The sequence below is a fragment of the Azospira inquinata genome (assembly GCF_018905915.1).
In the GTDB taxonomy this organism is placed as follows: Bacteria; Pseudomonadota; Gammaproteobacteria; order Burkholderiales; family Rhodocyclaceae; genus Azospira; species Azospira inquinata.
In genome coordinates, this window is record NZ_CP064782.1 from 1,442,968 (window position 1) to 1,457,427 (window position 14,460).

14 protein-coding genes are annotated in these 14,460 nt (G+C 65.3%); all 14 read right to left on the minus strand.

Going from position 1 to position 14,460, the window contains the following annotated elements:
• Positions 1–100: 100 nt before the first annotated feature.
• Complete coding sequence (locus Azoinq_RS06600) at positions 101–1,210, minus strand: phosphoserine transaminase (protein ID WP_216130746.1); 1,110 nt, start codon at positions 1,208–1,210, stop codon at positions 101–103.
• Positions 1,207–2,469: an ATP-grasp domain-containing protein gene (locus Azoinq_RS06605; RefSeq protein WP_216130744.1), complete on the minus strand. Its 1,263-nt coding sequence runs from the start codon at positions 2,467–2,469 to the stop codon at positions 1,207–1,209. Before Azoinq_RS06605 ends, Azoinq_RS06600 begins: the two co-directional genes overlap by 4 nt.
• Positions 2,470–2,844: 375 nt before the next feature.
• Positions 2,845–3,642 (minus strand): retropepsin-like aspartic protease family protein, encoded by a 798-nt coding sequence (locus Azoinq_RS06610; protein WP_216130742.1) that lies wholly within the window; start codon positions 3,640–3,642, stop codon positions 2,845–2,847.
• 78 nt (positions 3,643–3,720) lie between these two features.
• Complete coding sequence (locus tag Azoinq_RS06615) at positions 3,721–4,653, minus strand: c-type cytochrome (RefSeq protein WP_216130740.1); 933 nt, start codon at positions 4,651–4,653, stop codon at positions 3,721–3,723.
• 21 nt (positions 4,654–4,674) lie between these two features.
• A complete protein-coding gene (locus Azoinq_RS06620; RefSeq protein ID WP_232368584.1) occupies positions 4,675–5,436 on the minus strand; it encodes a c-type cytochrome in 762 nt (253 codons plus the stop codon).
• Between the two features lie 161 nt (positions 5,437–5,597).
• Entirely contained in the window at positions 5,598–5,864 is a 267-nt protein-coding gene (gene infA / locus Azoinq_RS06625) for a translation initiation factor IF-1 (protein ID WP_216130738.1), read from the minus strand.
• A gap of 339 nt (positions 5,865–6,203) precedes the next feature.
• The gene (locus Azoinq_RS06630; protein ID WP_216130736.1) at positions 6,204–6,755 is read right to left on the minus strand and encodes a hypothetical protein; all 552 of its coding nucleotides are present in this window, start codon (positions 6,753–6,755) and stop codon (positions 6,204–6,206) included.
• 202 nt (positions 6,756–6,957) lie between these two features.
• Positions 6,958–8,463, minus strand: coding sequence for an ammonium transporter (locus Azoinq_RS06635; protein WP_216130734.1), 1,506 nt, complete (start codon positions 8,461–8,463; stop codon positions 6,958–6,960).
• 9 nt (positions 8,464–8,472) lie between these two features.
• Positions 8,473–8,811 (minus strand): P-II family nitrogen regulator, encoded by a 339-nt coding sequence (gene glnK / locus Azoinq_RS06640; protein WP_216130732.1) that lies wholly within the window; start codon positions 8,809–8,811, stop codon positions 8,473–8,475.
• A gap of 121 nt (positions 8,812–8,932) precedes the next feature.
• Positions 8,933–9,883, minus strand: a complete 951-nt coding sequence (folD, locus tag Azoinq_RS06645; protein WP_216130730.1) for a bifunctional methylenetetrahydrofolate dehydrogenase/methenyltetrahydrofolate cyclohydrolase FolD — start codon at positions 9,881–9,883, stop codon at positions 8,933–8,935.
• Between the two features lie 152 nt (positions 9,884–10,035).
• Positions 10,036–11,400, minus strand: coding sequence for an FMN-binding glutamate synthase family protein (locus Azoinq_RS06650; RefSeq protein WP_216130728.1), 1,365 nt, complete (start codon positions 11,398–11,400; stop codon positions 10,036–10,038).
• 10 nt (positions 11,401–11,410) lie between these two features.
• The gene (locus Azoinq_RS06655; RefSeq protein ID WP_216130726.1) at positions 11,411–12,100 is read right to left on the minus strand and encodes a GltB/FmdC/FwdC-like GXGXG domain-containing protein; all 690 of its coding nucleotides are present in this window, start codon (positions 12,098–12,100) and stop codon (positions 11,411–11,413) included.
• A complete protein-coding gene (locus Azoinq_RS06660; RefSeq protein ID WP_216130724.1) occupies positions 12,088–12,996 on the minus strand; it encodes a class II glutamine amidotransferase in 909 nt (302 codons plus the stop codon). The genes Azoinq_RS06655 and Azoinq_RS06660 overlap by 13 nt, the downstream gene beginning before the upstream one ends.
• Before the next feature lie 63 nt (positions 12,997–13,059).
• Positions 13,060–14,388: a type III glutamate--ammonia ligase gene (gene glnT / locus Azoinq_RS06665; protein WP_216130722.1), complete on the minus strand. Its 1,329-nt coding sequence runs from the start codon at positions 14,386–14,388 to the stop codon at positions 13,060–13,062.
• Positions 14,389–14,460 lie beyond the last annotated feature (72 nt).

The window sequence follows — 14,460 nt, forward strand, 5'->3', positions numbered from 1 at the left end:
ATCCCCGCCCAAACCGGGCCAGGTACCTTACCCACAAAAAGCCCCCGCCACCGGAAGGTGGGCGGGGGCTTTTTTGTGGCCCAACCACTAGGCTTGGGGGCTAAGCCCGGGCCCGTTGCCGGTAATCGGTCATGAACTGGACCAGACGGGCTACCGCTTCCCGGGTCAGGCCGTTGTAGAGGGAGGCCCGCAGGCCACCCAGGGAGCGGTGCCCCCCCAGGCCAGAAAAACCGGCGGCTTCGGCGGCAGCCAGGAAGGCCCGATCCTGCTCCGGGCTGCCCAGGGTAAAGGCCACGTTCATCAGAGACCGGTCTTCCGGGCGCACGTGGCCCCGATAGAAGCCGTCGCTATCATCCAGCACCCCGTAGAACAGGCCCGCCTTGTCCCGGTTCAGGGCATCCATGGCGGCCAGGCCGCCCACCGTGTCCTTGAGCCAGCGGGTTACCAGGAGTACGGCGTAAATGGCGAACACCGGCGGGGTGTTGTAGATGGAATGGGCGTCGATCTGGGCCCGGTAATCCAGGAAGGGGGGCAGAGTCCCGGCCCGGTCACCGAGAAAATCTTCCCGCAGCACCACCACGGTCACCCCCGCCGGGCCGATGTTTTTCTGGGCGTGGGCGTAGATGAGGGCGAAGCGCTCCGCCTCACAGGGCCGGGAAAGAAAGTCGGAGGACATGTCACAGACCCGGGGCACGGCCTCTAGCCCCAGCACCCGACGAAACTGGAGGCCTTCCACGGTTTCATTGGAGACATAGTGGAAATAGGGGGCCGCCGGGTTATAGGCCAGCTCCCCGTCCTCGGGCAGGCGCCGAAAACCTTCATCCGCGCCGCTCCAGAGCAGATTCACCGGACCCTCCCGCCGGGCTTCCGGCAGGGATTTACCGCTCCAGTAGCCGGTGTGGAGGTAATCCGCGGCCACCGGGCTGCCCCGCAGCCAGGTCATGGGCACCATGGAAAACTGCTGGGTGGCGCCCCCTTGCAGGAACAACACCCGGTAGTTTTCCCCCAGGCCCAGGAGCTGGCGCACGTTGTCTTCCAGCTCCCGTACCACCTGGGCGAACCAGTCGGAGCGGTGGCTGATACCCAGGACCGAGAGCCCCACCTCGGGCACCGCCCGGATGGATTCCTGGAGCTGATCCAGTACCGGCTCGGGGAGCACCCCCGGGCCACCGGAGAAATTGAGCCGGTTATCCCGCTGGGGAGCGTTCATGGGGCTGCCTCCGTCACCGGGTCCGTCCCGGCACGCCGGGCCAGCAGGGCCCGAAAAGCGTTTTTCACCCGGGCCATGGGGGCCTGTTTATAGGGGAAGGTGTCCACCGGGTCCATGGCATGGACCACCATGGCGTTGCCCACTTCAAAGGCCAGCAGGCGACCCTCCGCCGTTTCGCCACAATCCAGGCACAGGTAATCCAGGCCCACCCGCCGGGCGATTTCCTTAAGCGCCGCCCCGTGGCGGGCGGCAAAAGCGTCGAAGCCTTCCATGAAGGCCCGTTCCTCTTCCCGCTTGGCGCCGTCCTCGTACATGCCCGCATTCACGTAGTGGATCATCCAGTGGTCGGAGACCCCCAGATGGCCCGGGTAGGGCTCCCCCTCCACCAGCACCACCCGGTATTTGCGGTAAAGGCCGTCCGGGCCCCGATAATCCACAAAGGGAGCGTGAAAAAAGCTGGTGACTTCCGGATTGGCCGCCAGATAGCCAGCCAGGGCCTCCGGGCCCGGGAGATAGTCCAGGCCGTGACCGGCGTGGGAGCCCACGGGACGGAGGATACAGGGGAAGGGTTCGTTGCCGGCGCCCACCACGGTGGATAGGGCCCCCGGGGGCAGTTGGCCCTGGGCTACGGCAGTAAGCAGGCGCCGGGGCACCCGGCTGACCCGGGGCGCCATCAAGCCGGGAATATCCTGGAAGAGGTTGCTGGCGGCCTCCCGGCCGGTACGCAGAATGGCCGCCGGGCCGTTGAGGACGGGCCGGGGCCAGCGGGCCAGGAGCAGTTCCAGGGCGATGAGCAGGGAGCGGTATTCATCCGCCTCCGTGACTCCCACAAGCACAGCGTCGTGGTCCGGCACGGGCACCGCCAGGGGATTGCCCGGGGTCAGGTAGTAGAAAATTAGGGTGACGTCGCTGTCTTCCAGGAGACAGTCCAGGGGGGTATTGGCCGCCAGATCCCCGGGGGCCACCAGCACCAGGAGGCGCAGGCGGGCGGGTTGGCTGGCTTCCCGCACATAGACCCGGCTCATGGCCAGGGCCTGGGACTGGGCGGCCAGGCCCAGGTCCCGCTGTTGCAGGCAAAACAGGACGGTGGCCAGATTCATCCACAGTTCCGGATCGTTTTCATCGGCCTGGGCCCGGGCCAGCAAGTCCTGGCAGGCGGGACGCAGATCCTCCCCGGCGATGCTGCGGCGCAGGAAGGGGGCCAGACCGAGGAAAGGGGTACGGTTCTGGGAGGGGGTCACCGGCAAAATAAGGCTCATAACATCCCTAGGGTGGGCAAGGTCGGCGGGAGGGGGCCACTTAACGGCGCCCAGGCTCCCAATGTCCCCGCTGGCGGGCCGGGGGTCAAGACGGGGAAAGGTAAAAAGCCCTCTCCCCCGAAGTCGGCTTCTGGGTCTAAGACCCAATCAGCATAAGCCTTTCCGGCCAGTGGGGAGAGGATTATAGAACCGGGAAAGGGGTTCCAGGAAACGGCCCGGGAAGGGGCCTTGAAGGAAGCCGGTAGGGCAGGGAAGGGGAAGAGCGGGGCAGAGCGAAAAGGAGGGGCGGAGCCAGGAAGCAAGCCCGGATACCCGGGGAAAAATTCCGGCGCCTGCCGCCCCTGGCCCACCAACCAGTGGCGGCGGCCAGCTTCCCTAGCGGGACAGGGTCAGCACCCCGCCCCCCATGCGCAGATTGAGGCGGTGGAGGAAGCTCATGCCGATCAGAATGGGGCCGCTGCTGCCCACGGACACCATCACGTTGCGCAGCACCAGGCCCCCCACCTGGATTTTGGGCACGGTGATTACGGAATCTATGGTTTTGCCGTTGGCAGTCTGAAACTGCTGTTGCTTGCCGTGGCTGGCGTCAATGCCGAAGTGCTTGGCGGATTCCGGGCTCATGGCAATGGTGGAGGCGCCGGTGTCGATCATCCCCTGCTCCGTCACCCCGTTAATGGTCACGGGGGCAAAGTAGTGGTTATTAGCGGCGGCCACGAAGCTGGCGGCATGGGCCCCTTCTCCCTGGCCGCCCCCATAACAGTAGTCCCCCAGGCATTCCTTGCCGCCGCCCAGGGAGGCCAGCTGGTCATGGTGGGCCACCCATTCCCGGGCAATGCCATCCCCGCTTTTGGCGGCCCGGCGATACCAGTATTCGGCCCGGGACGGGCTGCTCTGCACCAGATAGCCGGTTTCATAGGCCACGGCCAGATCCCGCTGGGCCTGGGCCTGACCAGCCCCAGCCTGGTGTTGCAGGCCTTTCAGGGTCAGGGCCGGGGGGGAATGGGGCCGGGCGCTGCCCCCTTCTGCCATGGCAGCGTCAGGGCGGACGCTGTCTGCCCCGGCCATGCCAGCCCCCAGGGCCAGCCCCGCCAGCATCAGCAGGCGGCACCAGCCGCCCCGGCGCCCCTGGGCACCATTGCTGAACTTAGCGCCCCCATGTTTCCATCCGTGCATGATCATTCCCTCGTCATCCATGGGCGTCATGATGCCCGGAGCCCGGAGGAAGAACAAGGCGGCGAGGGGAAGGCCCCCTCAGGGCTTCACCCCCTGGCCGATGAGCACTCCATTCACCCGGGTGCCGTAGAGATTGACCCCGTCCCCTTCGTGGAAGCGCTTCCGGGTGGCCTCAATGTCCCCGTTGATGAGGCGGGGGTCCTGGGGCCGCTCATGCATATTGACGAAGGCGGCCACGTCCCAGGCCTCCTGGTCGCTCAGGGTTTCCCCCTTGCCCAGGGGCATGTTGTGCTGGATGAAACCGGCGGCGGTGTTGATGCGATGCATCCCCGCCCCCCAGTTGTAGGAATCCTTGCCCCACAGGGGCGGAAAGACGTAGCTGGCCCCCACCTTCTGGCCCTGGCCGTTGTCCCCGTGGCAGAGGGCGCACTGGCCCTTGTACACCGCTTCGCCCCGCACCAGGCTGTAGCCTCCCTTGGGGGGCGGCGGCTCGTCGAAGCCCCGGCCCGGCAGGGCTTTGCCCACGGGAGCGCCAGTGGCGGTCCAGTAGGCGTAGGCGGTGAGGGCGGTGAGCACCTCGCTGTCCGCCGCCGGGGGCTTGCCGTTCATGCTGAACTGGAAGCAGCCCTGCATGCGCTCCACAAAGGTATTCACCTTGTTGTTCTTTTTCCGGTAGGCCGGATACATGCCGTAGGCCGCCCACAGGGGCGCGGAATTGGCCTTGCGGCCCCGGTCCAGGTGGCAATTGACGCAATTCATTTCATTGCCCACATACTGGGGCGCCAGGGCCTTGGTATTGACGAACAGGGCCTCGCCCCGGCGCACCATTTCGCCGAAGGCGTTATTGGGCAGCTCCCCGATCTGGGGGGGCTGAAAATAGGGGGACCCCCCCTTGGTGGGAGCCTTGGGCAACTGGGTCTGGTCATCCAGGTGGCTAGGGGCGGCCTGGGCCCCCAGGGAAAGGCCCAGCAGGGCGCCCAGGGCCAAACGGGCAGACAACAGAGTGGACATAAAATCTCCTGAAGGGGGCGCCTAGCGCAGCCGGTGCTGGGAATCGTCGAAGGGCTCGTCCGAATCCCCCATGCTGCCGAAGTATTCGGCCAGGGATTTGATTTCCGCCCCGGTGAGACTGGCCGCAATGTGGGCCATGAGGCCATTGGGATCGTTATGACGGGTGGCCGGAATCAGCACCGGCTTGCCCGGTTTGCCATTGCGCTGCCGGGGGCCCGGCTCGCTACGGCCCTTCCAGGCCCACAGCTGGGATTCCAGATAGGCGGCGGACTGGCCCGCCAGGGGCGGAAAGGTGTTGCCCACCCCCAGGCCCGAGGGACCGTGGCACAGGGTGCATTCGGGAATATTACGGGACCAGGCGCCCCGCAGAGCGATCCATTCCCCGGAGCCGGGCACCGGCTGGGCGGTGGGGGCGGCGGCCGCCACATTGACCCGGGGCCGGGCGGCGAGGAATTCCGCCACGCCGGCGATCTCCGGCTCGGTCAGGGCCTTGGCGATGGGCTGCATGACCGGATTCAAGCGCCGGTCGGCGCGGAAATCGTGGAGTTGTTTGACGATGTAGGCAGCGGGCAATCCCGCCAACCGGGGAAAGCCGGAAGCGGCAATCCCTTTGGCATCGGCGCCGTGGCAGGTGATACAGGGCAGGGCGGCCGGATTGTTGCCCCCATGCACCATCACCGCCTCCCCATCCACGGCCCAGGCCGTACCGGCCAGCCCCCCCGTCATCAGGGCGCCTAGCGCCCCCATGGCGAAGCGGCGGAGCCCCTTCCCCCTTATTCCCATGGCTAATTCCTTGTCTTTTTGGGGCGGGCACCTTGGCCCGCGACGGTCCATTAGACAAAACGAATATAGGGAAGTTCCGACGGGCGTCGGCCTTCCCTGGGCTGGTACGGGGGAAACCCACCCGGGGGGGGGGGCGCTCCGCGCCCCGGCCGGGGAAACGCTTAACGGCGCCGCTGGGCGGGGCCGAAGGAAGAGGGGGGAGTGCGACCTTCCAGGTGACGGAAGGTAATGCGGGCCTTGCTCAGATCGTAGGGAGAGATTTCCACGGAAACCTTGTCCCCCGCCAGAATGCGGATGTGGTTCTTGCGCATTTTCCCGGCGGAATAAGCCACCAGCTCGTGGCCGTTATCCAGGGTCACCCGGTAACGGGAATCGGGTAGCACTTCCTCTACCACGCCCTGCATTTCGATGAGTTCTTCCTTAGCCATGCAAAACCTTTACAAAAGACGGTCCCCGCAAACGGCGGCGGACCGTAGAAAATAAACGGGGGAACACCGTCCCGGAACCACCTTTCCATCCCAATCACCCTGTCAGTGCCTGACACCCCGCAAAGGGAAGAGGCACACCATCGCGCCCGGGCGGGGGGAATGGGGAAAACGGGTAAAAGCAGGTGGAACAGGAGGCGAAAACCGATAGACCATGCCGGGGGCCGGGCGGCAAGGGTGGCACTATGATGCAGATAGCCGATTTTTGCAATATTTCCCCCCGAACCGGTTCCGGGCCCGGCTTTCGCCCCTTTTAAGCACCTTTTCGCGGGCGTTTGCCCCCTACGCCTCCGCCCCCCCATCCCCTTCCACCAACTCCACCCCGGCATAACCGTAGTGGTGCAAAAGCTCCCGCAGCACCAATACCAGGGCGGCGAATTCCGGCCCCTCGGGCAACCCGGCACTGCCTCCCGGACGGGCCTGGCAAAGACGCTGAAAACACTGTTCCAGGGCTTCCCGGGCCAGGGCAGGGGCGGCGTCCCCCGCCACCAGGGCGGTGAGGGCGGTGATCAGGGGATCGGCACACCACAGGCGCCCGGCGGAGGGCACCCGGGGCCGGGCCGGGGCCAGCTGATCCTCCACCGCCATAATGGCCGCCTCCCATTCCTCCGGACGGGGGGGCCGATGGGGGAAAAGGGACGCCAGCTCGGCATAACCCAAGGGCAGAGCCAACCCCTCTTCCAGCGCCGCGCCCCAGACCAGATTCAGGGTCCGGGGCCCCAGGTGGAGCAGTACGGGCGCCGCCGGACTTCCGGGGCAACGGCGCCACAGGGCCACCAGGTCCGGCGCGGGGAAAACAGGCAGGGGCTCCTGCCATAACAGGGGAAGGGACATGGACGGGCTCGGGGGAAAACCTCACCTTACCGCCCCCGGCAGGGGCCGGACAACGGTAGAGGAGGGAAAACCACCGTTGGGTCAGGGCAGAGGCCATCGGGGATAGGGGCACACACTGGCCGGGCCCGATCCGGCGGACGCTCCACCCAGGCGAAAAAAAGGCGGGCACCGGGGTGCCCGCCAACACTGGTAACGCCGTGAATTAGTAGTGGTACGCGGATTCCCCGTGGGAGCTGGTGTCCAGACCTTCCCGCTCCTGCTCTTCGCTAACCCGCAGGCCGAAGACCATATCCACCAGTTTGTAGGCAATGAGGGACACCACCCCGGACCAGACCACGGCCGTGCCCACGCCCCACAGCTGGCTGATCATCTGGGCGCTCATGTCGAAGTCCCCCACCTTATTGGCCACGTAGTCGAAGACCCCGGTGCCGCCCAGGGAAGGGCTGGCGAAGACGCCGGTGAGCAGGGCGCCCATGATGCCGCCCACGCCGTGGACCCCGAACACATCCAGGGAATCATCCATGCCCAGGAAGTTCTTCAGGCCATTCACGCCCCACAGGCAGACCACCCCGGCCAGCAGGCCGATGACCAGGCCCCCCATGACCCCGACAAAGCCGCAGGCCGGGGTAATGGCCACCAGGCCCGCAATGGCGCCGGACACCGCCCCCAGGAGGGAGGGTTTGCCCTTCAGCCACCATTCGGCGAAGGTCCAGGACACGGTAGCGGCGCAGGTGGCCAGGAAGGTGTTGAGGAAGGCCAGGGTGGCGGCCCCGTTGGCTTCCAGATTGGAGCCCACGTTAAAGCCGAACCAGCCGGCCCAGAGCAGGGAGCCGCCGATCATGGTCATGGTCAGGCTGTGGGGCGCCATGATTTCCTTGCGGAAGCCAATGCGCTTGCCGATCATGAAAGCCCCCACCAGACCCGCCATGGCGGCGTTGATGTGCACCACCGTGCCCCCGGCAAAGTCCAGGGCCCCCTTCTGGAAGAGGAAGCCTGCCGTAGCCGTGGCCTTATCCGCCGCGGCCGCCGTGGTGTAGGCATCCGGACCAGCCCAATACCAGACCATGTGGGCCATGGGGATATAGGAGAAGGTAAACCACAGCACCATGAAGGCCAGCAGGGCAGAGAACTTCACCCGTTCCGCCAGGGAGCCGATGATCAGGGCCGGGGTGATGGCCGCAAAGGTCATCTGGAAGGCCACGTAAATCAGCTCCGGCACCGCCACGCCCTTGGAGAAGGTGGCGGCCAGGGTATCCGGCGTCACCCCCTTGAGGAACAGCTTGGAAAAGCCCCCAAAGAAGGCGTTGCCCTCGGTAAAGGCCAGGCTGTAGCCGTACACGCACCACAACACCCCGAGCATGGCGAAAATCACGAACACCTGGACCATGACGGAGAGCATGTTCTTGGTGCGCACCATGCCGCCGTAGAACAGGGCCAGACCGGGCACCGTCATAAGAATCACCAGCACGGTGGCCACGATCATCCAGGTGGTGTCCCCCTTATCCACCTTATCCACGGGAGCCGGGTCAGCGGCAGCCACCATTGCTGGAGCGGCAGCGGGGGTGGCAACAGGGGCAGGGGCCGCCACCGTGGGCGCCGTCACCGTACTGGCGGTGGCAGACGCCACCGGGGCATCGTCTGCCAAGGCGGCGGGGGAGAGAGTCAAACAGGCCCCGGCTAGGGCCAACAGGGCAAGAAAACGTTTCATGTCGGGCTCCTAAAGGGCGTCGTCACCGGTTTCACCGGTGCGGATGCGGATCACCTGATCCAGGTCGTAGACGAAGATCTTGCCGTCGCCGATTTTGCCGGTGGCGGCGGATTTTTCGATGGCCTCGATGGCCGATTCCACCTGATCTTCACGGAGAGCGGCTTCCAGCTTCACTTTGGGCAGGAAATCCACCACGTATTCGGCGCCCCGATAGAGTTCGGTGTGCCCCTTTTGCCGGCCGAAACCCTTGACCTCGGTGACGGTGATGCCTTGTACGCCCACCGTGCCCAGGGCTTCCCGGACCTCGTCCAGCTTGAACGGCTTGATGATTGCGGTTACCAGTTTCATGTTGGCTCCTTGGTTGGGGCAGGGATCACCCGCCCGCAAACTGAGAAAAACCCGCATCCCGGAGTCCACAAAGGCGGTTGGGTGGCGCCGGACCGGGGATGTTCTACGCGCTGGCCCTTACTTACACCCTGGCCCCCACCCCCTTTCCGACGCCCCCGGCAGGGGGCGCCCCGCGGGAAAGGGGGGGACTGTCCCAGCCCTCCCAGCCTTCCCCATGGGCCAATTCCTGTCTGCGTTCCGCCGAGCGCAGGGTATTTTCAATGAGCATGGTGACGGTCATGGGGCCCACGCCTCCGGGCACCGGGGTAATCCAGGAGGCCTTTTCCATGACCCCGTGGAAATCCACGTCCCCCACGATGCGCCCGTCTTCCAGGCGGTTAATGCCTACGTCGATGACCACGGCCCCTTCCTTCACCATCTGGGGCACGATGAGGCCGGGCTGGCCCGCGGCGACGATGAGGATGTCCGCCAGAATGGTGTGCTGGGCCAGGTTATGGGTCTTGGCGTGGCACACGGTGACCGTGGCTTCCTTTTGCAAGAGCATCAGGGCCATGGGCTTACCCACGATATTGGAGGCCCCCACCACCACCACGTTTTTACCGGCCACGGCCGTGCCCGTGGTTTCCAGGAGCAGCTGCACCCCGTAGGGAGTACAGGGGGGAAAAATGGTGTTGCCCACCACCAGGCCTCCCACGTTATAGAGGTGGAAGCCATCCACGTCCTTATCCACGGCAATGGCTTCCAGTACGTGACGTACGTCGATATGGGGGGGCAGGGGCAGCTGCACCAGGATGCCGTGCACCGCCGGATCGGCGTTGAGCTGGGCAATGGTGTCCAGCACCTCCTGTTCGCTGGCCTCTGAAGGCAGGGCGTGGTGAAAGGAGCGCACGCCGCATTCGGCGCAGGCCTTCACCTTGTTGCCCACGTAAACCTGGGAAGCCGGGTTGTCCCCCACTAGGATGACCGCTAGACCGGGAACCACCCCGGCCCGTCCCAGGGCTTCCACCCGGGTCTTGTATTGCTGGCGCAGCACCTTGGAGAGGGCCTTGCCGTCGATGATCTGTGCCGCCATGACGGGTTCCTTGCCGGAGCCGGGGCGGCCAAGCCGCCCCCTGGGGAAAGGCCCGCTTCCGCCCGCACCAGGGCAGGAGGCCTTTCCCTGCGAATACCTTTGGGACTACCGGGCCAGGGCGCCTTGAGAGCCCCGGCCCGGTCAGCCCGCCCTCAGTAGCCCCCTACCCCGGGAATCCAGCTGGTCCCGGCCAGGGGCACGTGGGCCATGGCCGCCGCTTCCAGGGTCAGGGCCACCAGATCTTCCCGTTCCAGGTGATGGACGTTCTGCTTGCCGCAGGCCCGGGCGATGGTGGTCAGCTCCATGTTCAGAGTCTTCAGGTAGTTCTTCAGGTGCTTGGCCCCCATTTCCGGTTCCAGGCGCTGCTCCAGAATCGGGTCCTGGGTGGTAATGCCCACCGGGCACTTGCCCGTATGGCAGTGGTGGCAGTAGCCGGGCACCGTGCCCAGGGCCTGGTAGTCCGCCAGGGCGGAATGGTGCTGGCCGTTCTGGTAGTAAGTTTCCCCGTTGCAGCCCATGGCGATCATCACCCCCTGGCCGATGGACACCGCATCCGCCCCCATGGCCAGGGCCTTGGCCACGTCCGGGCCGGTACGCACGCCGCCGGAGATGATGAGCTGGACCTTGCCCTTCATGTCCAGGTCTTCCAGGGCATCCACGGCCTGGCGCAGGGCGGCCAGGGTGGGAATGCCGATGTGTTCGATAAAGCAGGTCTGGGTGGCGGCGGTGCCGCCCTGCATGCCATCCACCACCACCACGTCGGCCCCGGCGTGGACCGCCAGCTTGACGTCGTTGAAGGTACGGGTGGCTCCCACTTTGACGTAGATGGGCTTTTCCCAGTCGGTCATTTCCCGCAATTCATGGATTTTGATGGCCAGGTCGTCCGGGCCGGTCCAGTCCGGGTGACGGCAGGCGGAGCGCTGATCCACCCCGGCGGGCAGGGTACGCATCCCGGCCACCCGTTCCGACACCTTTTGGCCCAGCAACATGCCGCCGCCGCCCGGCTTGGCCCCCTGGCCGATCACCACTTCAATGGCGTCGGCCCGGCGCACGTCGTCCGGATTAAAGCCATAGCGGCTGGGCAGGCATTGGTACACCAGGGTCTTGGAAGACAGGCGTTCTTCCGGGGTCATGCCCCCGTCCCCGGTAGTGGTGGAGGTACCCACTTCCGTGGCCGCCCGGCCCAGGGCCTCTTTCACATTGGCGGACAGGGCGCCGAAGCTCATGCCGGCAATGGTGATGGGGATTTCCAGTTCAATGGGCTTTTTGGCAAAGCGGGTGCCCAGCACGGTCTTGGTCAGGCACTTTTCCCGATAACCCTCCAGGGGATAGCGGGACATAGAGGCGCCCAAAAACACCAGGTCATCGAAATTGGGCAGCTTGCGCTTGGCCCCCATGCCCCGGATTTCATAAAGGCCGTGGGCGGCGGCATTGCGGATGTAATCCAGGGTCTTGCGGTCGTAACCGAAGGACTCTTCTTTGGAGAGATGTTGCAGCTGAACGGGTTTGGCTTCCATGATGGGACTCCTAGTATTCTTGATTGGCGTCGGCGTTCCAGTGGTACAGCTCACGCTTGGAGGCGATGCGCTTGAACTCCTTGGGGTCGTGGGCAAGCCCGGCCTGCTGGAGCAGGTCGGCCACGGTGGCGTAATCCGCCTCGGTCATGGGCTCCTCGTAGGCGTCCGCCCCCAGGGAGTGGGCCTTGCCCCGCAGATAGATGACCGCTTCGTAGAGGGAATCCCCCAGGGCGTCCCCGGCGTCGCCGCAGATGACCATGCGGCCAGCCTGGGCCATGAAGGCGGAGAAACTGCCCACGGAGCCGCCCACCACAATGTCCCCCCCCTTGAGGGAAATGCCGCAGCGCAGGCCCGCGTCCCCTTCGATGACCAGGAGACCGCCATGGGCGGAGGCCCCGGCCCCGTTGGAGGCGAAGCCCTTCACATGGACCACGCCGCTCATCATGTTTTCCCCCACCCCGGTGCCGGCGCTGCCGTCCACCACCACCCGGGCGCTCTTGTTCATGCCCCCGGCGTAGTAACCGGCGTGGCCGATGATTTCCACTTCCACCGGGCAATCCAGGCCCACGGCCAGGTTGTGGGCCCCGTCCGGGTTGGTGACGAGAACCTTCCCCACCCCGCCTTTGGGGGCCTCCTGGTGCAGAAAGGTGTTCAGCTCGCTGACGGACTGCTGGGCGAGATCAAAGGTCAGACTTTCCATACGTACATCTCCTCAGGCGCGGGCTCAAACACGTGGGCGTCTTTGACGCCCGGCAGATGGGCCAGGGAACGGAATTCGGAAGCGATGGCCACGTAGTCGTCGGTTTCGGCCACCACGGCGGGTTTGCAGGCAAAGGGATCGCGGATCAGGGCCAGCTTGTCCGGGGTACCCATGAGGAAGGTGTAGAAACCATCCAGTTCCTCGAAGCCTTTTTTCAGGGCCTGTTCCAGGTCATCCCCTTCCCGCAGCCGCCATTCCAGGTAGCGGCAGGCCGCTTCCGTGTCGTTGTCGGTTTCAAAGTGGATGCCCCGGGGCTCCAGCTGACGGCGGATACCGTTGGGGTTGGAGAGGGAGCCGTTATGAACCAGGCAGAAATCTTCCCCGGCGGTGAAGGGGTGGGCCCGGTCCGGGGTCACGGCGCTTTCTGTGGCCATACGGGTGTGGCCCACCAGATGGGTGCCCTTGAGGCCGCTGAAGCGATAGCGGGCTGCCACTTCCGCCGGCGTGCCGATATCCTTGTAAAGGTCCATGCAGCGGCCCGTGGCCAGCACATGGAGCTTGGGATGGTTTTCCTTGAGCCAGTGCTTCACCGTTTCCGGGGGCAGGGCAAAGCTCAGGATGGCGTGATTGCCCAAGGGGCTGATCTGGGCGTCCGCCCCCAGGTGTTCCTTGAGGGCGTCAGCCAGGCCGAGCCAGTTAAAGTCCGCCCCTTCTTCCGTGAGCCCGGAATAGAGGCTCAGCTTCCGTTGGGCGCCGGGCAGGGGCTCGGTGAAGACGGCCAGACCCGCCGAATCCGGCCCCCGTTCGGTCATGCCGATAAGCATCGGCACCATCAGCTCCCCCAGCTTTTCGCGCAGGGCGGGCTTTTTCACCAGCAATCCGACAATTCCACACATAGTTTCTCTCCAGTTGCGTACCCCGCCGCTCCCCGTACCGCCGGGCCCGGTGGGGCGAAAAAATCAGAAAAATTCCAGGTAGCTCTTCAGTTCCCAGTCGGACACATGGCGCATGTATTCCACCCACTCCATGTGCTTCAAACTGAGGAATTCCCCTGCCACCGGGCCCAGGGCTTCCTGCAGGATGGTGTCCTGCTCCAGTTCCGCCAGAGCTTCGTGGAGGTTCTGGGGCAGCACACCGATGCCCCGGGCCTTGAGTTCCTCCGGGGAAAGCTCGTAGAGGTTGATGTTCTGGGGTTCCCCCGGGGCCAGGTTGCGTTCAATGCCGTCCAGACCGGCGGCCAGCACGGCGGCGGTGGCCAGGTAGGGATTGCAGCCCCCGTCGGGCAGGCGCAGTTCCAGACGGCCCCCGGGGATGCGCACCATGGAGGAACGGTTGTTGTCCCCGTAGCTGATGTAGGCGGGAGCCCAGGTGGCGCCAGTGAGGGAACGGCCCACCACCAGGCGCTTGTAGGAATTCACCGTGGGGGCGCAGATGGCCGCCAGGGCGGGGGCGTGGGCCAGGACCCCGGCCAGGAACTGGTAGGCCAGCTTGGAAAGGCCCAGGCCCCGGCTATCCGCCTTGTCGGCAAAGAGGTTGGTTTTGCCGTCCCCCAGGGACATGTGCATGTGCATGCCGTTGCCCGGGCGGTTGGCGAAGGGCTTGGGCATGAAGGAGCAAATCAGGCCCAGTTCATTGGCGATTTCCGAGGCGGCCATCTTGAAGAAGACGTAGTGGTCGCAGGATTTCAGACAGTCGGCAAAGGTGTAATTGAGCTCGAACTGGCCGTTGGCGTCCTCGTGGTCGATCTGGTAGATGTCGATATCCACCGCCTTCATGCTGTCCGTGAGCTTTTCCAGGAAAGGCCGCACCCGGGACAGGCCCTTGTAGTCGTAGCAGGGCTTGGGCAGGGTATCCGTGGCGTCGCAGGGGACGATCTGGCCATCGGCGGTGCGCTTGAGCAGGGAGAACTCGGGCTCCAGACCGGTGTAGAAGGTCAGGCCCTTGGCCTCCAGGCGCTTCAACTGCTGCTTCAGCACCACCCGGGTGTCGTACTTCCAGGGTTGGCCCTGGACATGGCCATCGCAGACGATGCGGGCGTAGCCGGGCTGCCAGGGCACCAGGGAAAGGGTGGCCACGTCCCCCACGGCCATGAAATCCGGCCCATGGGGATCGATGCCCAGGCCCCACACCGCAAAGCCCGCGAATCCGGCTCCGGAGGTGAGGATTTCCTCAAAGTGGTCGGCGGGAACCGCCTTGGTTTTGGCCGCGCCGTGGATATCCACGAACTGGGCCAGGACATATTTGACCTGGTTTTTTTCCAGGAACTGCTTGGCTTCTGCCGGGGTCATCACAAATCTCCGTCAAGGTTTCGAAGTCGTTCTTGGTGTCCCGTCCGGTAAGGTCCGGTAGGGGATTGCTGC